Annotated in this window: 19 protein-coding genes; 13 read left to right on the top strand and 6 right to left on the bottom strand. The window is 65.4% G+C overall.

What is annotated here, in order from left to right:
• Window positions 1–133 precede the first annotated feature (133 nt).
• The gene (locus tag E2H86_RS02775; RefSeq protein ID WP_133324501.1) at window positions 134–5,029 is read left to right on the top strand and encodes an alpha-2-macroglobulin family protein; all 4,896 of its coding nucleotides are present in this window, start codon (window positions 134–136) and stop codon (window positions 5,027–5,029) included.
• A gap of 62 nt (window positions 5,030–5,091) precedes the next feature.
• Here E2H86_RS02775 and E2H86_RS02770 read toward each other — a convergent pair whose 3' ends face one another.
• Window positions 5,092–5,385, bottom strand: a complete 294-nt coding sequence (locus E2H86_RS02770) for a hypothetical protein (RefSeq protein ID WP_133324499.1) — start codon at window positions 5,383–5,385, stop codon at window positions 5,092–5,094.
• Window positions 5,386–5,462: 77 nt separating this feature from the next.
• On the opposite strand from E2H86_RS02770, the gene pbpC reads away from it, so the two are divergent.
• Together pbpC and E2H86_RS02760 are read left to right on the top strand one after the other, a co-directional pair.
• Window positions 5,463–7,814, top strand: coding sequence for a peptidoglycan glycosyltransferase PbpC (pbpC, locus tag E2H86_RS02765; RefSeq protein WP_133324497.1), 2,352 nt, complete (start codon window positions 5,463–5,465; stop codon window positions 7,812–7,814).
• A gap of 93 nt (window positions 7,815–7,907) precedes the next feature.
• Window positions 7,908–9,578, top strand: a complete 1,671-nt coding sequence (locus E2H86_RS02760; RefSeq protein ID WP_133324495.1) for a ShlB/FhaC/HecB family hemolysin secretion/activation protein — start codon at window positions 7,908–7,910, stop codon at window positions 9,576–9,578.
• Here the strand turns inward: E2H86_RS02760 and E2H86_RS02755 are convergent.
• Window positions 9,567–9,971, bottom strand: coding sequence for a response regulator (locus E2H86_RS02755; RefSeq protein WP_133324493.1), 405 nt, complete (start codon window positions 9,969–9,971; stop codon window positions 9,567–9,569). The two genes, E2H86_RS02760 and E2H86_RS02755, sit on opposite strands and share 12 nt — an antisense overlap.
• A 42-nt stretch (window positions 9,972–10,013) precedes the next feature.
• Window positions 10,014–10,202: a Flp family type IVb pilin gene (locus E2H86_RS02750; RefSeq protein WP_133324491.1), complete on the bottom strand. Its 189-nt coding sequence runs from the start codon at window positions 10,200–10,202 to the stop codon at window positions 10,014–10,016.
• A 282-nt stretch (window positions 10,203–10,484) separates the two neighbouring features.
• Between E2H86_RS02750 and cpaB the strand changes: the two genes are divergently transcribed.
• Genes cpaB through E2H86_RS02710 form a run of 8 tightly spaced genes read left to right on the top strand, consistent with a single transcriptional unit; the run spans window position 10,485 to window position 17,856 of the window.
• Window positions 10,485–11,411 (top strand): Flp pilus assembly protein CpaB, encoded by a 927-nt coding sequence (gene cpaB / locus E2H86_RS02745; protein WP_133324489.1) that lies wholly within the window; start codon window positions 10,485–10,487, stop codon window positions 11,409–11,411.
• A gap of 18 nt (window positions 11,412–11,429) precedes the next feature.
• Window positions 11,430–12,674, top strand: coding sequence for a type II and III secretion system protein family protein (locus E2H86_RS02740; RefSeq protein WP_133324487.1), 1,245 nt, complete (start codon window positions 11,430–11,432; stop codon window positions 12,672–12,674).
• Window positions 12,671–13,861, top strand: a complete 1,191-nt coding sequence (locus E2H86_RS02735; protein WP_133324485.1) for a pilus assembly protein — start codon at window positions 12,671–12,673, stop codon at window positions 13,859–13,861. The genes E2H86_RS02740 and E2H86_RS02735 overlap by 4 nt, the downstream gene beginning before the upstream one ends.
• The gene (locus E2H86_RS02730) at window positions 13,858–15,114 is read left to right on the top strand and encodes a CpaF family protein (RefSeq protein WP_133324483.1); all 1,257 of its coding nucleotides are present in this window, start codon (window positions 13,858–13,860) and stop codon (window positions 15,112–15,114) included. Before E2H86_RS02735 ends, E2H86_RS02730 begins: the two co-directional genes overlap by 4 nt.
• Window positions 15,111–15,992: a type II secretion system F family protein gene (locus E2H86_RS02725; protein ID WP_133324481.1), complete on the top strand. Its 882-nt coding sequence runs from the start codon at window positions 15,111–15,113 to the stop codon at window positions 15,990–15,992. The genes E2H86_RS02730 and E2H86_RS02725 overlap by 4 nt, the downstream gene beginning before the upstream one ends.
• Window position 15,993: 1 nt before the next feature.
• On the top strand, window positions 15,994–16,875 hold the full coding sequence (locus E2H86_RS02720; RefSeq protein ID WP_133324479.1) for a type II secretion system F family protein: 882 nt from the start codon (window positions 15,994–15,996) through the stop codon (window positions 16,873–16,875).
• A gap of 14 nt (window positions 16,876–16,889) precedes the next feature.
• On the top strand, window positions 16,890–17,603 hold the full coding sequence (locus E2H86_RS02715; protein WP_133324477.1) for a tetratricopeptide repeat protein: 714 nt from the start codon (window positions 16,890–16,892) through the stop codon (window positions 17,601–17,603).
• On the top strand, window positions 17,596–17,856 hold the full coding sequence (locus E2H86_RS02710) for a DUF3613 domain-containing protein (RefSeq protein WP_133324475.1): 261 nt from the start codon (window positions 17,596–17,598) through the stop codon (window positions 17,854–17,856). The genes E2H86_RS02715 and E2H86_RS02710 overlap by 8 nt, the downstream gene beginning before the upstream one ends.
• Here the strand turns inward: E2H86_RS02710 and E2H86_RS02705 are convergent.
• Both E2H86_RS02705 and E2H86_RS02700 read right to left on the bottom strand, forming a co-directional pair.
• Window positions 17,853–18,617, bottom strand: coding sequence for a response regulator transcription factor (locus E2H86_RS02705; RefSeq protein WP_133325148.1), 765 nt, complete (start codon window positions 18,615–18,617; stop codon window positions 17,853–17,855). The genes E2H86_RS02710 and E2H86_RS02705 overlap by 4 nt on opposite strands.
• A 139-nt stretch (window positions 18,618–18,756) precedes the next feature.
• Complete coding sequence (locus E2H86_RS02700; protein ID WP_133324473.1) at window positions 18,757–19,227, bottom strand: A24 family peptidase; 471 nt, start codon at window positions 19,225–19,227, stop codon at window positions 18,757–18,759.
• A gap of 75 nt (window positions 19,228–19,302) precedes the next feature.
• Between E2H86_RS02700 and E2H86_RS02695 the strand changes: the two genes are divergently transcribed.
• Both E2H86_RS02695 and E2H86_RS02690 read left to right on the top strand, forming a co-directional pair.
• Complete coding sequence (locus E2H86_RS02695; protein WP_133324471.1) at window positions 19,303–19,743, top strand: TadE/TadG family type IV pilus assembly protein; 441 nt, start codon at window positions 19,303–19,305, stop codon at window positions 19,741–19,743.
• Entirely contained in the window at window positions 19,740–22,358 is a 2,619-nt protein-coding gene (locus E2H86_RS02690; protein ID WP_439958276.1) for an ATP-binding protein, read from the top strand. Before E2H86_RS02695 ends, E2H86_RS02690 begins: the two co-directional genes overlap by 4 nt.
• Here the strand turns inward: E2H86_RS02690 and E2H86_RS02685 are convergent.
• Window positions 22,355–24,085 (bottom strand): TadG family pilus assembly protein, encoded by a 1,731-nt coding sequence (locus tag E2H86_RS02685; RefSeq protein ID WP_133324469.1) that lies wholly within the window; start codon window positions 24,083–24,085, stop codon window positions 22,355–22,357. The genes E2H86_RS02690 and E2H86_RS02685 overlap by 4 nt on opposite strands.
• Between the last annotated feature and the right edge of the window lie 23 nt (window positions 24,086–24,108).

Raw genomic sequence — 24,108 nt, 5'->3', positions numbered from 1 at the left:
ACCGCATTGTAGCGGCCCTGGCAACCTCTGCGTGCGAACGCGGTCTCATTCGTCGGCCAGGCGCGGGTATCGCGTCGGCCGTTACGTTATAGTTGCTGCCTTCATCGACACGCTGCCCAAGAGTTCCTACTCCATGTTCAACAAAGGATTGTTGCTGGCCTGCGCGCTGGCGTTGCTCAGTGCATGTGACTCTTCCACCCCTGACAAGCCGGAGCCTGCGCAAAAGCCTGCCGCCAGTGCTGCCGCGCCCGCGCCCAAACACGAAGACCCGGCGGTGCTGGCCAAGCGTTACGCGGGCCGTGAGCTGAGCGTGGTGGATGTCTCGGAGGTGCAGATCGACGGCGCCAGCGCCCTGTCGGTCAGCTTCTCGGCGCCGCTGGAAGCCGACCAGGACTTCGCCGCCCGCGTGCACCTGGTGGATACCGTCAAAGGCAAGCTCGACGGCGCCTGGGAGCTGTCCGACAACCAGATGGAACTGCGCATGCGGCACCTGGAACCGCAGCGCAAGCTGGTGCTGACCGTCGACAAGGGCCTGCGTGCGGTCAATGGCCAGCAACTGGCTGCCGAGTCGATCAGCCGCCTGGAAACCCGGGACATGCAGCCGACCGTCGGCTTCGCCAGCCGTGGTTCGTTACTGCCTACGCGCTTGGCCGAAGGGCTGCCGGTCATTGCCCTGAACGTCGCCAAGGTCGATGTCGAGTTCTTCCGGGTCAAGCCAGACATGCTCTCGAGCTTCCTCGCCAACTGGGGACGCAACAGCAGCCTGTACTACTACCAGTCGAAAGAGACTCTGCAGATGGCCGATCTGGTCTACAGCGGCCGCTTCGACCTCAATCCGGCGCGCAATACCCGCGAGACCGTGCTGCTGCCGATCGCCGGCATCAAGCCGCTGCAGGAGCCAGGCGTGTACCTGGCGGTGATGCGGGCATCGGGCACCTATGATTACTCGCAGCCTGCCACGCTGTTCACCCTGAGCGACATCGGCGTCTCGGCCCACCGCTACCGCGACCGTATCGACGTGTTCGCCCAGGCCCTGGAAGGCGGCAAGGCACTCAAGGACGTCAAGATCGAGTTGCATGACGCCAAGGGCAAGCTGCTGGCCCAGGCCAGCACCGATGGCGCCGGCCATGCGCAGCTGCCGATCACCGCCAAGGCCGATACCTTGATCGCCACCCAAGGCGTGCACACCACGTTGCTGCGACTGAACAGCGCCGCCCTTGACCTTGCCGAGTTCGACATCACCGGCCCTCAGGCCAATCCGTTGCAGTTCTTCATCTTCGGCCCGCGCGACCTTTACCGTCCAGGCGAGACGGTGCTGCTCAACGGCCTGCTGCGCGACCAGGACGGCAAGCCGGTCAAGGCCCAGCCGGTCAATGTGGAAGTGCGTCGCCCCGATGAGCAGGTGAGCCGCAAGTTCGTCTGGGAAGCCGATGCCAACGGCCTGTTCCAGTACCAACTGCAATTGGCCGGCGAGGCCCCCACCGGGCGTTGGCAACTGCTGCTCGACCTGGGGGGTGGGCGCAAGCAGGTGTACGAATTCCTGGTCGAGGACTTCCTTCCCGAGCGCTTGGCATTGGAACTCAAAGGCAGCGCCAAGCCGCTGTCGCCCGAGCAGAATGCCCGCATCCAGGTCACGGGTCGTTACCTCTATGGCGCTCCGGCTGCCGGCAACCGCCTTAGCGGCCAGGCCTATGTGCGCCCGCTGCGTGAAGCGGTGCCGACCCTGCCGGGCTACCAGTTCGGTGCGGTCACCGAGACCGATCTGAACCAGGATCTGGAGCTGGACGAAGTCACCCTCGACCAGGCCGGCAAGGCCGTGCTGAACATCGAAAGCCGTTGGGCCGAGGCGCGTTCGCCGTTGCAACTGACCGTGCAGGCCAGCCTGCAGGAATCCGGTGGGCGGCCGATCACCCGCCGCCTCGAGCAACCGATCTGGCCTGCCGAGCGGCTCCCGGGACTGCGTGGCCTGTTCGACGGTGAGGAAACCGACAGCGACGGACCGGTGGAATTCGAGTTCCTGGTGGCTGATCGCGAGGGTCACAAGCTCGCTGCCGACGAACTCAAGGTGCGCTTGGTCCGCGAGCGCCGCGACTACTACTGGAACTACTCCGACAGCGACGGCTGGAGTTACAACTACAACGAGAAATTCCTCACCCAGAGCGAGCAGACCGTCAGCGTCAACGCCGGCTCCACGGCCAAGCTCACCTTCCCCGTGGAGTGGGGCCCGTACCGCGTCGAGGTCGAAGATCCCGAGACCGGGCTGGTGTCCAGCGAGCGCTTCTGGGCAGGCTACCGCGTCCAGGACAACGCCGAAGGCGGCGCCGTGCGCCCTGACCAGGTCAAGTTGGCGCTCGATCAACCAGCCTACGTCGATGGCGCCACCGCCAAGGTCACCGTGACCGCGCCGGCGGCCGGCAGCGGCTACCTGATGATCGAGTCCAGCGATGGCCCATTGTGGTGGGAGGAAATCGACGTGCCAGCCGAAGGCAAGACCTTCGAGGTGCAGCTGGACAAGCAGTGGGCCCGTCATGACCTGTACATAAGCGCCCTGGTGATTCGCCCGGGCGAGCGCAAGGCCAATGCCACGCCCAAGCGTGCCGTGGGCGTGCTGCACCTGCCGCTGGCGCGTGCCGACCGCAAGCTCGCGCTCAGCCTGCAGGCACCGGAGAAGATGCGTCCGAAGCAACCGCTGACGGTTCGCTTCAAGGCCGCCAACGCCGACGGCAGCATTCCCAAGCACGTGCATGTGCTGTTGTCCGCCGTGGACGTGGGCATCCTCAACATCACCGACTTCAAGACCCCTGACCCGTTCGCCAGCCTGTTCGGGCGCAAGGCCTACGGCGCCGATCAACTCGACATCTACGGCCAACTGATCGAAGCCGGCCAGGGCCGCCTGGCCAGTCTGGCGTTCGGCGGTGACGCGGCCATGGCCAAGGGCGGCAAGCGCCCCAACACCACGGTGAACATCGTCGCCCGGCAGAGCGTACCGGTGACCCTGAACGAGCAAGGTGAAGGACAGGCGACGGTGGACATTCCTGACTTCAACGGCGAGCTGCGCTTGATGGCCCAGGCCTGGACCGATGAGCACTTCGGCATGGCCGAAGGCAAGACGGTGGTCGCCGCGCCGCTGATTGCCGAGCTGTCGGCGCCGCGCTTCCTCGCCGGTGGTGATCGCACCAACCTGGCGCTGGACCTGGCCAACCTGTCTGGTCGCGCGCAACAACTCAACGTCGACGTCAGTACCGAGGGCCAGCTGAGTCTGGCCGACAGCGCTCGACAGGCTGTCACCCTGGGCGAAGGCCAGCGCAGCACGCTGCTGATTCCGGTGCAGGCCGAGGGTGGCCTGGGGCAGGGCAAGGTGCACGTGCGCGTCACCGGCCTGCAATTACCCGGCGAGCCCACCGGTGTATTCGAGCGCGAGTGGACCTTGGGCGTGCGTCCGGCCTACCCGGCGATGCTCAAGCACTACCGCGTGGCCCTCAAGGAGCAGCCATGGTCGCTGCCTGAGGGTGACCTGGCGGCGTTCGAACCGGCCGGCCTGGAGGCCAGCCTGGCCTTGTCCAGTCGACCGCCGTTGAACCTCGCCGAGCAGATCCGTGCCCTCGAAGCCTACCCCTACGGCTGTCTGGAGCAGACCACCAGCGGACTCTATCCGTCGTTGTACGCCGATGCCGAAAGCCTCAAGCGCCTCGGTATCAAGGGCGAGCCGGCCGAGGTGCGCAAGCGCAAGATCGAAATGGGCATCGAACACCTGCTGGGCATGCAACGCTACAACGGCAGCTTCGGTCTGTGGAGTTCGGACAGCGAAGAGGAGTACTGGCTGACCGCCTATGTCACCGACTTCCTGCTACGCGCACGCGACCAGGGTTATGGCGTGCCGGCCGAAGCCTTGAAGAAGGCCAACGAGCGCCTGCTGCGTTATCTGCAGGAGCGCAACCTGATCGAAGTCGACTACAGCGAGAACGCCGAGCACACCCGCTTTGCCGTGCAGGCCTATGCTGCACTGGTGCTTGCGCGAAGCCAGCAGGCGCCGCTGGGAGCGTTGCGCAGCCTGTTCGAGCGCCGTGCCGACGCGCGCTCCGGCCTGCCATTGGTGCAGCTGGCAGTAGCGCTGGACAAGATGGGCGACAAGCCACGTTCGCAACAGGCCCTGCAAGCTGGTTTGGGCATCGCCCGCAGCAAGGGCTGGATGGCCGACTACGGCAGCAGCCTGCGTGACCAGGCGTTGATCCTGGCGCTGCTACAGGAAAACAACTTGGCCAGCGGCCAGGTCGACCAGCGCCTGTTCGCGCTCTCCGACGAACTGGCGGCCAACCGTTGGCTGTCGACCCAGGAGCGCAATGCCCTGTACCTGGCCGGTCGTGGCCTGCTCGGCAAGCCCGAAGGGCAGTGGCAGGCGCGCCTGGACAGTGCCGGCGAAGTGCGCGAGCTGAACAATGCCGAGTCCGGCCTGAAGCTCGAAGGGCCGTTGTTGGCGTCGCCGCTGAGCATACAGAACGAAAGCGGCGAGACGCTCTACCAGCAACTGACGCTGTCGGGCTATCCGCGCCAGGCGCCGGCGGCCATGGGCAACGGCATGGAAATTCGTCGCGAGTACCTGGGCATGAACGGGCAGGCGCTGGACCTGCACAACCTGCGCAGCGGCGATCTGGTCCTGGTGCACCTGGCGCTCAAGTCTCAAGAGCGGGTGCCGGACGCCCTGGTCGTCGACCTGCTGCCGGCGGGCCTGGAACTGGAAAACCAGAACCTGGCACAGAGCGCGGCCAGTCTGGACAACGCCAGCAGCGCGGTTAAGCAGTGGCGCGAGTCGATGCAGAACGCCAGCGTGGTGCACCAGGAATACCGTGACGACCGTTACGTGGCGGCGCTCAAGCTCGATGGTTACGGCACCACCCACCTGCTGTACCTGGCCCGTGCGGTGACACCTGGCACTTATCGCGTGCCGCCGCCGCAGGTCGAGTCGATGTACCGGCCGAACCTGCAGGCCGTGGGTGATGGGCAGGGAGAGATGACGGTCAGAGCGCGCTGAGGCGAAAGCTGCAAGCTACAAGCGAAGCAGAACGCGTTTCTTGCAGCTTGCAGCTTGCGGCTTCAGTGAATGACCCAGCTCATCACCCACAACCCCAGCACCAGCCAGATGATCCCGGCGATGATCGAGGCACGCATGAAGGCGCGGATAGCCGAGTACAGCAGCAACAGGCCTATGATCAGGGCCAGGATGCTGATCAGTGAGGTGTCCATGCCCAGCGTACGGGCCAGGCCGTCGATGAAATTGCCCCCGGCGTTGGCCAGCAGGTTGAACAACCCGCTAAAGACATCGACGATGAAGCGGATCAACGACCCTAGTGCCTGACCAAGCCACTCGAAAAAACCTTCTACATGCATAGTTGCTTCCTGATAGACGAATCGGCGCGGTTGCCGTTCCCAAGCCTTTGGCCATCACCTGGCCGGGTCGGTTCCCGATGCCAAGCTTAGCCCGCCCGCGTACGCGCATGGGCAAGTGCTTGCGCACCGCGACCCTGGGTCTGCTGCTGACGCTTGGCTTGCTGTGGCTGGCTGACCGACTCTGGCCGTTGCCGCTGCCTGGCGATGACTTGGCGCGAGTGGTGCTGGCCGAGGACGGCACACCGCTGTGGCGTTTCGCCGACGCCGACGGCGTATGGCGCTATCCGATCAGCCCCGACGAGGTTTCGCCGTTGTACCTGCAGGCCCTGCTGACCTACGAGGACCGCTGGTTCTACCAGCACCCCGGGGTCAACCCGCTGGCCCTGGTGCGCGCCGCCTGGCTCAACCTGCGGGGCGGGCGTGTAGTGTCCGGTGGCAGCACGTTGTCGATGCAGGTGGCGCGTCTGCTCGATCCCCACGACCGGACCCTGGCGGGCAAGCTGCGTCAGTTGTGGCGCACGTTGCAACTGGAATGGCACTTGTCCAAGCGCGACATCCTCCAGCTGTACCTCAATCGCGCACCCTTCGGTGGAACGTTGCAGGGCGTGGCGGCGGCCAGCTGGGCATACCTGGGCAAGTCGCCACGTCACCTCACCCCTGCCGAAGCCGCATTGCTCGCGGTGTTGCCCCAGGCGCCCAGTCGCTTGCGCCCGGACCGCCACCCCGAACGCGCCCAGCGCGCCCGCGACAAGGTATTGCAACGCCTGGACGAGTATCAGGTATGGCCGGCCAGACAAATCGCCGAGGCCCGCGAGGAACCCTTGCTTCTGGCGCCACGCCAGGAGCCGGCACTGGCCCCGTTGCTGGCGCGTCGGCTGAACACCCCCGCTAGCCCACCGCTGATCCGCACCACCCTGGATGCATCGTTGCAGCGGCGCCTGGAAGACCTGCTGCTGGGCTGGCGTGCGCGCCTGCCCGAGCGCACGTCGGCGGCGATCCTGGTGGTCGATGCACAGAGCATGGCGGTGCGCGCCTACCTCGGTTCGGTCGATCTCACCGATGCGCGCCGTTTCGGTCATGTCGACATGGTGCGTGCGCTGCGTTCGCCCGGCTCGACGCTCAAGCCGTTCCTCTATGGCCTGGCCATGGACGATGGGCTGATCCACTCCGAGTCGTTGTTGCAGGATGTGCCACGTCGTTATGGCGACTACCGGCCCGGCAATTTTTCGATGGGCTTCAGCGGCCCGGTATCGGCCAGCTCGGCACTGGCGCTGTCGCTCAACCTGCCGGCGGTGCAGTTGCTCGAGGCCTATGGTCCGAAGCGCTTCGCTGCGCAGATGCGCATGGCCGGCGTGCCCCTGGCATTGCCGCCGCTGGCAGAGCCTAACCTGTCGTTGATTCTCGGCGGCGCCGGTAGCCGTCTGGAAGATCTGGTCGGCGGTTATGCAGCGCTGGCCCGTGCTGGCCAGAGTGCCCAGGTGCGCCTGCAACCGCAGGACCCGTTGGTGCAGCGACGGCTGATGTCGCCGGGAGCGGCGTGGATCGTTCGACGCATCCTCAGTGGCCAGGCGCGACCGGACCGTGACCCCCATGCCGAGTTGGTGCAGCGACCGCAGCTGGCCTGGAAGACTGGCACCAGCTACGGATTTCGCGATGCCTGGTCGATCGGCGTGGGGCCGCGCTACCTGATCGGCGTGTGGATCGGCCGTCCCGACGGCACTCCGGTACCTGGCCAGTTCGGCCTGGCCTCCGCTGCCCCGTTGATGCTCCAGGTGCATGACCTGCTGAGCAACCGCGACAGCCAGCGAGGCCTGAGCCCGCCTGTGGAGCAGGTTCCCGCCAGTGTCGGGGTTGCCGCGATCTGCTGGCCGTTGGGCATGCCAATGAACCGCCAGGACCCCAACTGTCGGCGTCAGCGCTTCGCCTGGACCCTTGAAGGCACCACGCCACCGACCTTGCAGGCTGCCGACCAGCCGCTCGGGCTGGGCCTGCACGAGCGGGTCTGGGTCGACGCCCAGGGCCTGCGTGTCGACGCGAGTTGCCCAGGCGCCATGGCCCGCGACATCGCGCTCTGGCCCGCGCCATTGGAACCTTGGTTGCCGCGCAGTGAACGGCGTGCGGCGCGGATGCCGGCGGTGTCCACCCACTGCCCGCCACACACAGCGCCGAGCGCGCCGCCCTTGTCGATCGTCGGCGTGCGCCCGGGCGATCACCTGCGCCGTCCGGCGCAGAGCAGCGAGCCGCTGCAATTGTATGTTTCGGCGCTGGGCGGTGGTGGGCGGCGCTGGTGGTTCCTCGACGGGCAGCCATTAGGCGAGACCGAGGCACAGGGCAACTTGCTGGTGCGCTTCGAGCGCACGGGGCAGGTCGAGCTCAGTGCCCTTGACGAAAGCGGCGAGACCGCCCGGGTGGCGTTTCAGGTCGAGTGAGACGTCGCCAATGCAGGTCGACGACCGTTGGCCCAGCGCCTAGGCTTGTGGTTGCAAGCTGTGGCATGGATGGGGCGAGCAGGGAGTGTCCGCATGCGTCAGTGGGTGGTGACCTGGTTGGCCTTGTCCTCGACCTGTGCAGCGGGCGCCGTACCGCTGCCGGCGTTCATGTCCGGCAGCGCCGATGAAAGCCTGCTACCGGCCAGCAACCTGTCCATCGATGTCTATCAGCCCGTGGGCGCCGGTCAGTTATCCTCGATTGAGGGCGTGCATCCGCGTCCGGCGCTGGACCTGAGCGCCCGGGTGCACCTGCGCAAGGTGCGTTTCGAGGGTGGCACGGTCTATCCGCTGAGTGACCTGCGCGAGCACTTCGAGCCTTTGCTCGGCCAGGACGTGACCGTGGCGCAGCTGGTGACCTATGTCGAACGGCTCACCCAGCGCTACCTGAAGGACGGCTACTTCTTGTCGTATGCCTACCTGGTGCCCGAGGACCTGGCCGATGGCCGGGTCAGCGTGGTGCTGGTCGAAGGTTACGTAAGCGACTGTGAGATCCTCGGTGAGATTGGCCCCGGGGCGGCCTACCTCGAGCAGTTGCTGGGCCAGCTCAAAGCCGAGCGCCCTTTGACGCGCCAGTCCTTCGAACGCTATACCGGGCTGATCGCGCGCATCCCTGGTGTGTCCTTGCAGGCCCGGACCCTGCAACCCGGTGCCAACGAACAGGCCATGCGCCTGGTCGTCCAGGTGGCGCGCCAGTCGATCGCGGCCGGCCTCACGTTCGCCGATGGCAGCCGCGACAGCCCACAGACGTTGTTGAGCGTTGCCAGTCAGGCGCAAACACCCTTGGCCGAGCGACTCAGCGCTGCCGTGCTGGTGCCGCCTGGGCAGGACGAAGCGCATTACTGGCGGCTGGATTATGGTCAGTTCATCGATGCCCAGGGCAGCCAGATCCTGGCTTCGGCGATGCGCTATCGCAATCATTCGAGCACCCGCCTCCGTCTGAACCACGGCGGCTACGGCACCCGTGAGCGCGACAACCAGCGCTACAGCGTGGGTATCAGCCAGCCTTTGATCGTCGCCCCGGACCAATGGCTGGATGCGCGGGCGCTGTTCGAGGTGGGCAGCGATCGCAGCGATATCGAGGCAGAGGCTACCGGCCGACCTGCCCGCGATGGAACCGACCTTCGCGTGCTGGGGTTCGAGACCGATTGGCGCGAGCGCGAAGGCGGACGGCTGCGTCTGGTCAGTGGCAGCGTCCACCAGGGCCTCGACCAGTTTGGGGCGAAAGCCGATGGCCAGGCAGACCTGGATTTTCTGCGCCTGCGTCTGCTCGGTGTGCAGCGCGATGCCTGGCCGGGCAACTGGCAAGGTGTACTGTCGGGCGCGTTGTACTGGAGCGATGACCACCTGCCGGACAGCGAGCGCGCGCCCTTCGGCGGGCAGCATTTCGGTCGAGGTTATCCGAGTGACCAGGCCGCCGGCGACAAAGGCTGGGGCCTGGCCTACGAAGTCAACTACCGGGTGCACCGCGCAGGCGCCTGGTTTCCGACCTTGCAACCCTATGTGGTGCTCGACACCGCCCGTGCCTGGTTCAACCGTGGTGGCATCGAAGATGCCCGTCTGGGCTCGTTGGCCATGGGGTTGCGCGCCGGCGATGGCAAGACCTACGACCTGACCCTGGAACTGGCCAAGCCCCTGGCGGACATCGCCCTGGACAGCCTCGACCGCCAGCCTCGCCTGAGCCTGAGCGTCAGCCTACAGCTGTAGCGGCTCCCCGACCGGAGTGGGAAACAGGTTGGCGAGGGTCGCCAGCAGGCGGGCGTGGTAGATCGGCTTGCGGTACAGGTCGAGGACCTGCAGGCGCAGCAGGTCGTTGACGTCATCCAGGTCAGCCTGGCCGGAGACCACGATGACGGGCAGATGTTGGCGCTCGGTGTGGTCGCGCAGGTGCCTGATCAGATCGACGCCGCTTGCTTCCGGCATGCACAGGTCGGTGATGACGAGCACCACGTCGGGATGACGGGTGAGCGTCTGCAACGCCTGTGCTACCGATGTGGCGCAGTGGCAACAGAAACCATGGTTGTCGAGCAGCTCGGCGAGTTCGGCCAAGGCCTCTTCCTCGTCATCGACCAGCAGGATCTGATGGCGCGCTGTAGGCATACGGGCTCCTGTTGCGAGGAAGGACGATCGCGCCGTCGACGGTCAGGATTTCGGCGTGATGGCGGTCTGGATGGTGTTCATCAGGGCGGTCACCTGTTCCGAGATGGGGGTGACGAACGCCGCCAGCGCGACGGCGACCATCGCCGCGATCACGGCGTACTCGATCCCGGATGCACCTTCCTTGCTTTGCAGGAACAGCTTGCAGCGGATGTACAGCTTGGTGAGCAACATGGCACTTCTCCTTGCGCCGGGGCGCGACGTGGGGCATCGCTGGTTGATGCCTCATTGCCATCAGAGCATTGTCAAGGTTGGCGATGTCGCAATAGTAATAAGTAGCTATTCCTAAAGTAGTAATGGCGATTAGCGCATCTAACTGATTGTTTTGCCAAGGCGTCAATTTCGTGGCTGAAAAAGAACGACCCGATAAGTGGCGAACCGCCGGTCTTGCGCTAACTTCTGGATGCACAATGGTTTCTTTTTGCCATCACCTATCTGGGTGTAGGGAGAGCGGTCATGAGCAGTCGCTTGACCATGGTCTTGGCGAGTGTGTTCTTTGTCGCGGCCTTGTTGGCCGGCTACTGGGGCTTGATGCTCAGTCGACCTGCGCCGGCGCCGGTAGTCGCCGCTCCGAGTGTTGCCGTCGATCCTCAGCAGCCGCCCCCGGTGGCACCTGCGCCTGTGGCCCAGCCGCACCGTTCACCGGTGGTGGTGGTGCGGCGTGCCGTGCCTGCGTACACACCGCTGACCGAAGACGACCTGTTGGTGGAGCAGTTGCAAGTGGCTCCGGCTGGAGCCTATCAACAGGTCGAGCAGGTGCTTGGACGTAGCAGCAGTCGGGCTCTGGCCGAGGGGACCTGGCTCGATGTACAGACGTTCCAGGCCGCCGGCCCGCTGGCCCGCATGATCCGTCCCAACGAGCGCGCGGTGGCGGTGGCGGTTGACGATGTGATCGGCGCCGGTGGCCAGCTGAGCCCTGGCGATTACGTCGATGTCCTGTTGTTCCTGCGCGAGGATGCCGCCAATCCACAGGCCTCGGCCCAGGTGGTGCTGCCGGCATTGCGCGTGTTGAGCGTGGATCGCCAGGTGGGTCTGGCCAACGATGGCCGCCCGGCCTTGAGCGCCCAGGAGCAACAGGACAGCCGCCGAGACGCCGTCGGCAACAATACCCGTACCGTGGCGCTGGCCGTGCCGCAGGCCTTGGCCAGCCGGCTGATGCTGGCGGCCCAGGCCGGCACCTTGCGCCTGGCGGTGCGCAGCGCCGACGAGCGTCTAGCCAGCCTGGACCCGGCCGAGCCGCTGTCGCAACGCCTCGACCGTGACCTTTATCGCTTCAATCAATTGGCCCAGGTTCCCGTGGCCAAAGCCGCTGCGCCGGGTCGGGCACCCGGCATGCAGGTGATACGCGGCGCACAGACCGACACTCGCCCATCGTCCCCCTGACCGAGCAAGGATGCCGCCATGCGCAGTTTCGTACGTGATGCCGTGCGAATGTTCACCGTTATCGGCGTGGCCGCGCTGGCACCGGTTAGCCAGGCCGCCGATCCGGCGTGCGCGGCGGTCGGTCGCTTGCCAACGGTGATCGAGATCGATCAGGGGCAACAGGAGGAGCTGCGCCTGCCGCTGGCGATCCAGCGGGTGGCGGTCGGTGAGCCCAGGGTCGCCGACGTGCAGGCCAGTGGCGATCGGGCGGTGTTGCTGACCGGCGTGGCGCCGGGCAACACCAGCTTGATGCTGTGGACTCCCTGCGCAGCCGGCCCCCATCGCGCCATGCTGTTCGTCAAAGGTCAAGCCAGCGCCGACATGGCGCCAGGGGCGCAGTTGCCATCGCAGGACATCCAGTTACCCAGCCAGGTGCAGGCCGATATCCGCTTCGTCGAGGTGCGCCGCAACAAGTACAAAGAGGCGGGAGCGAGGTTGTTCTTCAAAGGTTCGAACAACAGCCTGATCGGCTCGCCCGGGACGGTGCCGGGCACGACCGTCAGCCCAGGCTCGGTGCCCAACGCCACCCCGGCCATTCCTCTCGACGACGGGGTCTTCAACATCGTCTGGGGCGGTGGCAGCAGCCGCTTCCTGGCCGCGATCAATGCGCTGGAGAACAGCGGTTTTGCCTACACCCTGGCACGCCCCAGCCTCACCGTGCTCAGTGGCCTGACCGCGAGCTTCCTGGCCGGCGGTGAGATACCGATCCCAGTACCCAGCGCCGGCAGTGACAACGTCTCCATCGAGTACAAGGAATTCGGCGTACGCCTGGCCCTCACGCCGACGGTGGTCAGCCGCGATCGCATCACCCTCAAGGTGGCACCGGAGGTCAGTGAGCTGGACTACAACAATGCCGTCAACATCGCCGGCACCCTCGTGCCTGGCCTCAGCGTGCGTCGCACCGACACCAGCATCTCGCTGGCCGATGGCGAGAGCTTCATCATCAGCGGTCTGGTCAGCAGCAATACCCGCTCCTCGGTCGACAAGCTGCCTGGCCTGGGGAATCTGCCGGTGCTGGGAGCCTTCTTCCGCCAGTCATCACTGGTGCGCGAGGAAACCGAATTGTTGATGATCGTCACCCCACACCTGGTCCAGCCGCTGGCGGCCAATGCCCGGTTGCCGCAACTGCCCGGCGAGAACCTGCGTACCTACGACCCCAGCTGGGGTCAGTTGTTTTTCCTGGAGAACGGCAACTTCGATGGCCGTGGTGGGTTGTCACGATGAACGAGAGTCTCAACCAGACATACCTGGCCATCACCCGCAACCAGGACGACCTGCACTGGCTGCAAGGCGCCCTGGCGCCGCTGGGACAGGTCATCGGCGCGAGTGGTGGCAGCCTCGACGAGCTGCTGGCGCTGGTCGATGTCACCTTCGCCAGTCTGGTGTTCATCGGCCTGGATCGTGAGCAACTGGTCAACCAGTGCGCGCTGATCGAAGGCGTGCTGGAAGCCAAGCCGATGCTGGCGATCGTCGCCCTGGGCGATGGCATGGACAACCAACTGGTGCTGCATGCCATGCGTGCCGGTGCACGGGATTTCGTCGCCTACGGCTCGCGTGCCAGCGAGGTGGCCGGCCTGGTGCGGCGCCTGGGCAAGCGTTTGCCACCGGCTGCGAGCAATCCCAAGGTGGGCGGACTGAGCGTGTTGTACAGCGCCCAGCGCGGCACCGACGGTGCGCTGCTGACTTCGCACCTTGCCCAAGTGGTGCAGGACAGTGGCCAGCAGACGCTTCTGCTCGATCTTGGCCTGCCCAGCGGTGACAGCCTGGCCTTGCTCGGCCTGGAGGCATCGTTCAACTTCGGCGATGCCCTGCGTCACCTGCGCCGCCTCGATGCGACCCTGATCGACAGTGCCTTCACCCGCGCGCCCGGAGGGTTGCGTATTCTCGGCTATGCACCGGGCGACGATACGCTGAAGGCGACCAGTCCGGCCGAGTTGTACATGCTGCTAAGCGCACTGCGCCAACATTTTCAGCACATCGTCGTCAACCTCACCGGCCAAGCCGACAGCGAGGCCTTGCGCACCATCATCAGCCACTGCGACAAGCTGATGCTCTGTACCGACCAGAACATCCTCGACTGCCGACGCAACCTCGACGTACTCGAACAGTGGCGCGACCGCGGCATCAAGCTCGAGCATGCCAGCCTGCTGGTAGATCGTTACCTGCGCCAGGTGGCGCCGGATGCCGATGCCTTGGCCAAGCGTTATGGCTTGCCGCTGCTCAAGGTGCTGCCGTATTGCCCGGAAGTGCGCCTCAATGCCAAGAACCAGGGCCTGAGCCTGTTCGACCTGGCCCCGCGAGAAAGCCTCAGCCAGTCTCTGCGGGCCTTGGGCGAGCGACTGGCCCGGCGTTCCGAAGCCCTTGCGCCGCCGCCGCTGAACTGGCTGCGCAGGTTGTGGGGCAGCCGATGAGCAACGACCGACCCTTCGGCGGCCAACGCCACCAGGCGAGCGATCCCCAGGCACTCAAGCGCGCCTTGCACCGATGCGTGATCGACGCCATCGAGGACAGCGGCCGCAACCTGCTGGAAGGTGCGCGTCCGGCGCTGAGCCAGTTCGTCCTGGAACAGGTGGCCGACTATGTCGCGCGCCTGCGCCTGGCCCTGTCGCGTTACGAGATGGAGCGCCTGGCCGAGGAACTGGTGGACGAACTGACCGGCTATGGTCCGTTGGAAGTGCTGTTGCGCGACCCCAGCGTGACCGAGATCCTGGTCAATGGGCCATTCCGGGTGTTCGTCGAGCGGGCAGGGCTGTTGCAGCAGACCGATCTGCGTTTCATCGACGCCCACCATGTGGAGCGCGTGATGCAGCGCATCCTCGCGCCATTGGGGCGGCGCCTGGACGAGTCGTCGCCGATGGTCGATGCCCGTATGCCTGACGGCAGCCGGGTCAATGCGATCATTCCGCCGGTGGCGCTGGACGGGCCCTGCCTGTCGATTCGCAAGTTCCGCCAGGACATGCTCAAGAGTGCCGATCTGCTCGCGACCCGGGCCATCGACCAGGCGCTGTTCGATTTTCTCGAACGTGCCGTGGGCAGGCGCTGCAACATCCTGGTCAGCGGCGGGACCGGCACCGGCAAGACTACCTTGCTGAACATCCTCAGCCAGATGATCGCCCCCCACGAGCGCCTGGTGACCATCGAGGATGTGGCCGAGCTGCAGTTGCACCATCCCCATGTGGTGCGTCTGGAAACCCGTCCTCCGAATGTCGAGGGCCATGGCGAGATCAAGGCCAGCGAGCTCATCCGCAACGCCTTGCGCATGCGCCCCGACCGGATCCTGCTGGGCGAAATCCGCGGGCCGGAGGTGCTCGATGTGCTGACTGCGATGAACACCGGGCATGATGGCTCGATGAGCACCGTGCACGCCAACACCGCCATGGACGCGCTGCTGCGCCTGGAGACGCTGGTGGGCTTGAGTGGGCGCCAGATTGCCGAGAAGACCTTACGACAGATGGTGTGTGCAGCGCTCGACGTGGTCATCCAGCTGACTCGTCTGGCCGATGGCCGTCGCGTCGTCAGCGAGGTGCTGGAAGTGGTGGGCCTGCGTGACGACGTCTACGTGACCAATACTCTGTTCCGTTTCGACCGGCGTGGCGGCGACGGTTTCGTGCGCGAGGCACCCAACCCCGCCGGGATAAAACTGCGTCACGAAGGGTTGCTGTGATGGGGCCGCTGCTGCTGTCGCTGTCGGTGCTGCTCTTGGGCTGCGCCTTGCTGCTGTTGCGCCTGGGTTTGCACAAGCGTGGGGAGGAGCGTGTGCTGCAACGCCTGGGCCGCGCACTCGAGGCATTGCGCACCCCCGCGACGCGTCAGCGCTGGCTCGACGCCAGGCTGCAACGCGCCGGCCTCGATCCGGCGGGGGTACGTCTGCGTCCGTGGGCGCTGGGCTGGCTCGGGGGTGTGGCGCTGGGATTGTTGCTGGGTAGCTGGTGGGTGGCGTTGCTCCTGTCGCTGGGGATTCCACTGGCTGCGCAGGCCTATCTGACCTGGCGGTATCGACGGCGCATGCGGCGCATCATCGAGCAGCTTCCGGGACTACTGGATTACAGCGTGCGCAGCCTGAAGGCCGGGCGCACCTTGACCGACGCCGTCCTCGGAGGCCTGGAGAACACCCGTGAGCCTTTGCGTGCGGCAATGCAGCGGGTCCAGCGCAACGTGCAACTGGGTGTGCCGCTGGAAGACGCTCTGAGCGAACTGGCGGAGCTCTATGGACAGGACGAACTGCGCGTATTCGCCCTGGGCCTGCGTATCAACCAGCGCTATGGCGGCAACGCCAGCGAGCTGATGGAAAACCTGATCAAGCTGATCCGTGAACGTGAGCAGGGGGGACGTCAGTTGCGGGCGATGACCGGTGAGACGCGGGTCACGGCATGGATCCTCGGAGCCCTGCCGTTGCTGATGGTGGGGTATTTCCTGCTGGGTAACCCTGGCTACCTGCTGGCGATGTGGCAAGACCAACAGGGACAGTGGCTGCTGGGCTTTGCCTTCGCCTTCCAGGCCCTGGGTTGCCTGGTGCTCTGGCGCATGATGAGGAGTCTCTGAAATGGCCTTGCTGGTCAGCGCCGTTTGCCTGTTCGCGGGGTTTCTCCTGTTGGCGGCGCAGGCCATGCGCCAAGCACGCGCGCGGCTGCGGGTGAGCCGTCGCCTGCAGGGCCGGTTGGCCCCTGACGAGCGTTTGGGCGAATGGTTGCATCGGCTGGGCAGCAGCCGCTTGGGACGCAGCCTGCAGAGCCTGGACGGTGAAACCCAGACATTGCTCGCTCGCCTGGGTTGGCGTCGCAGCCGCCAGCGGGCACTGTTCGCCGCCGTGCAGTTGGGCTTGCCGCTGTTGACTGGCGGGCTGGTGCTGTTACTGCTGCCGGGAGTGCCAGGCGAAGGTTCCGGGTGGGTTGCAGTATTGTGCGCGATGGGCCTGGGCTACCTGTTGCCCAAACGCTTGCTGGCTGTGGCGGCGGCGCGGCGTCAGCAACGCATCGCCGAAGAGGTGAGTCTGCTGATCCCGTTGTTGCGCATTCTTTTCGAGACCGGGCTCGCCGTGGAGCAGGCTCTGCGAGTGTTGGCTGAGGAGGGACGCTCGTTGCTGCCACACGTCAGTGCCGAACTGCGGCTGGTGCTACAGCGGGTGGACTCGGGTCTGGCTCTGGGGCCGGAGCTGGACAAGAGCGCGAAGCAACTGGCGGTGGATGAGTTGACCGACACCTGCGCGATCCTCCAGCAATTACTGATCCAGGGCAGCGGTGGGCTGAGATCGTTGCTGGCCCTGAAACAGCTGTTGGACGACCGGCGTCTGACGCGACTGCAGGAGCGTGTGTCGAAGATGTCGGCAAAAATGTCGGCGGTGATGATGGTGTTTCTGTTTCCAGCCTTGCTCATCGTGCTGGCCGGGCCGGGTTTTTCCGCGATGGCCCGGGCTTTGGGTTCTTGAAAGGGAGAGGGGCGATGAAAGGCATTCTGTTGTTCACCGGGCTGTTGCTGCTGGCCGGTTGTGCCGGCCAGCAGCCGGGCCTGGGCGGTTTGTGGGCGGGCGGACAGTGCGCCAAGCCCGACGCGGACCAGCAACTGGCGTTGAACCTGGCCGACGAGATGCTCAATCAGGGACGGCCACATGCCAGCCTGGCCCATCTCGAGCAAATGCCCAACCGCCTGGAATCGGTGCGCTTGCGCAAAGCCCGAGTGCTGCGCCTGCTTGGCCGCAGCGAGGCCGAGCCGCTGTATCGCAGCCTGCTGGGCGGTTGCCTGGCCGCCGAGGGCGAGCATGGCCTTGGCCAACTGGCCTCGGCCCGGGGCGATGACCAGCAGGCGCTGCAGAACCTGCAGCGGGCGGTGCGCCTGGCGCCGACCGATGCCAACGTGCGCAATGATCTGGGGGTGGTGCTGATGAACCTGGGGCAGCACGAGCAGGCCCGTTTCGAGTTTCTGACGGCCTTGGAGCTCCAGGACGATAACACCTTGCCGGCGGTGAACCTGGTGACTCTGTCGCTGCTTCAGGACAACTGGTCCCAGGCCAGTGACCTGGTGAACCGCCTGCACCTCAAGCCCGAGCAGTTCGCCGAGGCCCAGGCGCGGGCCCAAAAGCTGCGTAGCCTGGGGCGCGCAGCGATGCCGGTGAGTGGCACCGAGAGCCACGCCAAAGGAGGAGATCAGGATGCTTAGGCCCTTGATGCTGATGATGTGCCTGGCCGCCCCGGCCATTGCCCTGGCCGACGATGCGCCGCGCCAGGCCGGGAGTGAGGAAAGCGCCACCGAGACCCTGCTGCGCATACAGGCCAGCAACCAACAGGCCTCGCCGACGGTGCAGGTGCAGACGGCGCGGGAGCGCGAGCAGTCCATGCAACGTTGGCTGGACAGCTACAAGTACGCGATCCCGGATTTCTACCGCTGGGAAAAGGTCAGCTCATCGAACTAGTGGGTGGTGAAACGCTGGTGCACCGGTGACGAACTGGGGGTCAGGGCCAGCGCCAGCTGCGTGCGGTTGTGCATGTGGGTAAGGCGCAGAACCTGTGACACGTAGAGCTTGACGGTGTTCTCAGTGATGCCCAGTTCGCAGGCGATCTGGTAGTTGGTCTTGCCCTTGCTGACCAGCCGAGCCACTTCGAGCTGGCGTGGCGAGAGTTTCTCGAAGGCCGGTGGTAGCTCGCTCTCGGTCTCCTCAACATCGCCGGCGCGACGGTGCATACCTTGACCACGTGCCTTTTCCAGGTCCTGGTAGAGGTCGTCGATGGACTCGGCCAGCTCCTGCAGGCGCTGGTTGAGGCTTCCCAGGTCCTGAAAGCTGCTGCGCCGCTCGAGCAGGATCTGCTCCTGGCGGCGCACGCCTTCGAGCAGGGCTTCGAGATCCATGGGTTTCTGGTAGTAGTCGGAGAACCCTTCGCGCAAGGCGCGAATTACATCCTGTTTGTCGGCGCGGCCGGTGAGCATGATGGCCTCGAACATGCGCTGCCCTTTGGCAATGTCCTTGAGCGCACGCATCAGCTCGATTCCATCGCGTTCGGGCATGTGCAGATCGCACACCACCAGGCCAATCGCCTCATCGTCGACATAGCGCTCGATGGCCTGATCGGTGGAGTGGGCGGCTACGCACGGGTGCCCGTGGTTTTCGAGGAATTCGCATAATTGTTCGACGATCAGCGGCTGATCATCGACGACGAGGACCTTGACGTCACTCATTGGCTTGTTCACGTTCAACTCCCTGTTCTCGTGGCCAGGCCGACTGTAGCTCCCACGCTTGACAGGTCGGCAGCTAGAACATAGTCGCACTTGGCGATTATGTACAAGGTTTGTACAAGGCATCCGACCACAGGGTCGCTCATTGGATCCATACAGCGGTCAATAGAAAGCCGGCCAGCACGTAGGGCGCAAACGGTTGCTTGTCATCCATTTGCTCGGCCAGTGCCTGCAGGCGCTTCTTGACTTTGGGGTTGAGCAAGGTCCACAGGCGCCTGCGGGCGATCATCCACAACAGCACGGTGATGCCTGCGCCGATGAACGTACCAAGCACGTACTGATGGCTGGTAGCCAGGGCCAGCGCCCCGAGCAGCTTGACGTCGCCGGCACCGAAGCGCCCAAGCATGTAGCCGGGGAGGGTAAGCAGCATGACGATGGCCAGCGCCCAGCCCGCGTCGCTGGCGTCGGCGCCGATCCAGCTGTGGCCGGTACTGAACAACCAGACCAGTGCACAGGCGGCCACGCCCAGTGTCAGCAGGTTGGAAATCTGGCGTTCACGGATATCTTGTTCAGTGCACAAGGCAAGCCACATCAGGAGAACAATGCTTTGCATTGGCCAATTGCCATCCCTATTCGTTGAACGGATCTATGCTGTCACTCAGGTTTCATTGTCAGGGTAGACGCGAACATGCGAACCAGCTTGGCGGGAGGGCAAAAAGGCGCGGCAGCCATCGAGTTTGTCGCTGTATTCGTGGTGTTCTTCGCCGTTTTCCACGGCCTTGTCAGCTATGCACTGCCGATGCTCGTGCTGCAGTCCTTCAATCAGGCCAGCAGCGAAGCGGTGCGCCGCTGCGTAGCTTTGGACCCTGCCAGCGCCAACTATGCCGGTGACGTCCAGACCCTGGCGCGCCAGGTCATCGACCAGCAATTGGCATGGATGCCGAGCAGCCTGGGCTTCCAGTCCGCCAGCGACGTCCAGGTGAGCGTGGTGGACAAGCTGCTGACGGTGAGCATTCGCTATCCCAGCGAACGCCTGAGCCGGGTCATGCCGGTGTTCAAGTTGCCATTGATCGGCGACGTCCCGCGCCTGCCCGAAGCCTTGCAAGCAGAAGCGAGTCTTCAGCTGTGACGGGGCTGCTCGATCGCTGGCGGGGTGCTGCACAACCTGCCACGCCAATGCCGATGGCCGTGGGCCTGCAGGCGTGGCTCGACGACGAGGGGACGGTGCAGCGCCTGGGCGGTCCGCTGCGCACGGCGCTCGCCGTGCCCAACAGCGGTGCTCGACCGCTGCGCGACTACCTCGAACGCAACAGCTGGCTGGTGATAGAAGGCCTTCCCGGCGATTGGCAGGGCCAGCCCCTCGACCTGGATTGGCACGCCGCCGGGGGCAACACCCTGCATACCCGCGGTTGGCTGATGCGCCAAGGCGAAGCCTGGTTGCTGCAAGTGTTCGACATCGGCGACTTGCTGCGCGAACGCCACCATGACAGCCGCCAGCAATGGCAAATGCGACTTGGCCAGGCGTTGCGCGACTGCGACGAGCAACGCCTGGCGCCAGTGACCGCGCTGCAACTGCAGGATCTGGCCCGGCACTGGCGGGCATCGGCGCTGCACCTGATGCTCGTCGACGAAGCGGGCTGGCGTTGCTATGCCACCAGCGATGCCGACTGGCCCTGGCCGCGGGATGAACGATTGCAATCCTGGTTGACCGGCTTGCCCGGACAGCCAGTGCTCGATGCCGGCGTGCATCCTGATCTGCAGGCACTGTGCGGCGGCGTTGCGTTGTGCCTGCTGCCACTGCGCCAAGGGGCTGTCTGCCAGGCCTGGCTACTTTGTGCCGGCGCCGAATCGTTGCCTGAGGTCGATGAGGCCGTGGCCTTGCTGAACGCGTTGGCCGAGCCGTTGCTGAGCCGGCTGCGCCTGGGCCAGTTGCGCCAGCAGCAGCGCCACCTGCAGGCATTGCAGCGGCAACTGGGTGCTGGCGGCTGGGCGTGGTCGCAGCCAGGGCACATGGAGCTGGACGAGCAGTTGGCCAACACGTTGGGCCTACCTGCCCAGCCGAGTGTCGCGCAGTGGCTGGCGCATCTGCACCCCGCCGACCGCGAGGCGGCGCAACTGGCCTTGGAGCAGGTGCGTGAAGGCCACGGGCTGAGCCTGACGTTGCGCTCGCTCGACGACGATGCGCCAGGCCAGGTGCGCTGGTATCACTGGAGCGGGCAATGGCAAGGGCAGCGCCTGGGGGGCTTCGCTCTCGACATCAGTGCGCTCAAGGCCCAGGAACTGCAAGCCGACGCGGCGAAAGCGCGCCTGGAGAACCTCATCGCCAGCTCGCCTGCGGTGATCTACATCCAGCGCTATGCCGAGGGCGCCCTGCACAGTGAGTTCTATAGTGCCAGCCTGATGCCCCTGCTGGGCTGGAAGGCGGACAGCGAGCTGGCCCGCCAGCCTGGCCTGGCGGTGCATCCGGACGATCGTGAGCTGTGGTTGCAGCGTACCCAGGCCCTGTTGCGTCAAGGTCAGGTGCGCAGTCGCTACCGTCTGCGCGATGTCCACGGCGGTTATCACTGGGTGCTCGACGAGGCGCGCCTGCTGTATGACGATCTTGGCCTGCCACAGGAGGTGGTGGGACTGTGGCTGGATGTCAGCGAAGCGACCGAGGCGGCCGAGCGCGTACGCCAGAGTGAGGAGCGCTACCGTGTGCTGGTCGAGGATTCGCCAGCGATGATCTGTCGTTACCGCCCCGATCTGACACTGCTGTTCGCCAATCAGCCCCTGGCCGAGCAATTGCAGGACAGCCCGGCGCAACTGCTGGGTCAGAACCTCGGCCAATGGTTGTCGGCCAGCGAGCGGGCTGCCTTCGTGCAGCGCCTGCAGTCGCTGACTCTCGACCAGCCGTTGAGCAGCGCCGAGGTCTGTCTGCAGTTGCCGGGACGCGAGCACGCGTGGTGGGTATGGGCCGAACGGGGGTTGTTCGACGAACAAGGCCAGCTGCTCGAAATCCAGGCGGTAGGCCGGGACAACACCGAGGTGCGGCGTAGTCAGCGGCAGCTGTTGCAAAGCGCCAAGATGGCCAGCCTCGGCGAACTGGCCACTGGTCTGGTGCACGAAATCAGCCAGCCGCTGAGCGTGATGCGTCTGGCTCTGGCCAACGCCTTCACGCGGCTGCAGAACGGTACCGCCGACCTGGTCTACCTGGGTGAGAAACTGCAGCGTATCGACAGCCAGATCGAGCGGGCTTCGCGTCTGGTCGACCATCTGCGGGTATACGGCCGGCGTACGGAGGTCGAGCCACAACGCTTCGCTGCCTGGACAGCGGTCGAGGGCGCGGTCGGGTTGCTCGAGGAAGGACTGCGCGGCAAGGGGGTGGCCCTGCGTCTCTGTGCTCCGACGTCGCAGGCATACGTGTCCGGTCAGCAGGACCAGCTTGAACAGGTGCTGATCAACCTGATGGTCAATGCCCGGGACGCCTTGCTCGAGCGTGGCATCGCCAAGCCGTGGATCGAGGTCAGCCAGATCATTGACGAGGAAGGGCTGTGCTTGCAGGTCGAAGACAATGCCGGCGGTATCGACCCGCTGTTGCACGCGCGGGTCTTCGAGCCGTTCTTCACCACCAAGCCGGCAGGGGTGGGCACCGGCCTGGGTCTTTCGGTCAGCCATGGCATCGTGGCGGCCATGGGCGGCAGCCTCGACGTCGGTAACGGTGAGGCGGGTGCCTGTTTCCAGGTGCGCTTGCCGCGGGCCTAGATCAACAGTTGCGGTCGGCCACTGTGGCAGCTCAGGTTGGCCTCCACAGTCACTTGGTTGAGATCGATGCCGAGCAGCGCCAGCAGATTGTTGAGCAGCGGGTCCAGTAATGAGCCCAGCAAGCCGCCGATCAAACCGGTGACCAGATCGAGCAGCAGGCTCACCAGCGGAATGCGGGGCGTCAATTCGAGCCCGGCCAGGGTTTTGCCGAGGCTGGCGACGATGTCCTGGGTGTTCATGGTGCGACTGGCTGGCGGGGTCTGATCGAGCTCTGGGGGTTTGAGAAAGTCGTAGGTCTCGCTGTGGGCGAAGACCGGTGAGTTAGCGCCCAGGCCGATGTCGATGCCCAGGACCCTCAGCAGCACCAGTGGCGCAGCATTCGCCGGATTCTGGGAGGAAAAGAACGAGCCACTGTCGATCGTACCGATCATCAGCTTCACTGCGGCGGCGTCGTTGTCGACGCGCAGCCGCTTGCTGGCCGGCGAGCTGCAATCGTAGTCGATCACGTGGCTGCTGGCGCTGGCCACCTCCAGACCGACGTCGAGACTCGGGTTGGGCAGCACCTGAATGATACCCAGGTTCAGACCGCCCAACAGCGGCCCGAGGTCGATCTTGAGCAACAACCGGGTCTGGGCGGTACGCACATAGATCTGCCCAGCCGCCTGGGGCGCGTTGGGCAGGGCTAGGGCAGGATCGCCGATGGCCGAGAACTGCGGCGGCTCGATGATCTTCACCCGGGTGCTGACATTGGCCAGCCCCAGCACACTGATCGGCAGGGTCACCTCGGCGGCGTGCTGGCTGTTGGCGAGCTGAATCATCCCCTGAACCAGTTGCAGCACCTGCAGGCTGGCATCGAGGCCGGCCTGGGTGGTGCCGTTCTGGATGTTGAGCAGGTCGCCGAGGACGATACCGCCGGCGTTCTGCGCCGCCAGGCTGAGGTCGAGCAGCCCGCTGAGGTCGACGAGGGCGTTGTCCTGCTTCGCCACCTCGGCCATCACGGCGAGCACGTCACCCAGTTTCACGGTCTGTTGCAGCAACTCGGTGTAATCGCCGGCACTGATCTTGGCCTGCACGGCCAAGGCATCGAGAAATCGCAGCAGGTTGAGGTTGGCGTCGAGCAGGCCTTGCCATTGCGCTACGCCCAGTTGCAACTGGGTACCGAGCAGGGCGCCGAGCAATGCATTGAGCTGATTGCTTTTGGCCGTGTCGATGACCGCCAGACTGCTGCGAATATTCAGCCTGGCCAGCGCCGGGCCGCTGCGACCGGCTGTGGCCTGGGCCTGCAAGTGCGTCAGAGTGGACGCCGAGGTGCCGCTGAGCAGCGACCAGGCGCCGGTGACGACGCTGCTGGCGACGTCATGCCCGACAGTGACACGGATCGCCTCGTTCTTGCTGGCGTCGGGGGCGAACGTCCTTACGCCGCTGGCTCCGCTCGTGACGCTGCCGCACTCGGCCAACAGTGAACGGCCGGTCTCGCTGGGGTGGCCGTTGCGGGTCGCCGCTCTGCGCGCCGTGGCCAGGGCGCTGCTGGACGGGCCCAGGCAATCGGCACCGGCATTGACCGCCTCGAGCGCCGCCATGTCGGCGATACGCTGCAGTTTGCGCTGCTCCAGGTACAGGCGGCCACTGTCGACGACCAGGAGCATCATCAACAACGCCAAGCCCAGGGTCAACGCGGCCATCAGGCCGATCGCACCGCGTTGGCGTTTGGGGGATCGAAAGACCACGGGCACTCCTTTGCCGGCCAGCG

The sequence above is a fragment of the Pseudomonas putida genome (assembly GCF_004357765.1).
GTDB classification, from domain to species: domain Bacteria; phylum Pseudomonadota; class Gammaproteobacteria; order Pseudomonadales; family Pseudomonadaceae; genus Aquipseudomonas; species Aquipseudomonas putida_U.
The sequence above is the reverse complement of the archived record's forward strand: the minus strand, read 5'-3'. Positions and strand labels throughout refer to the sequence as shown.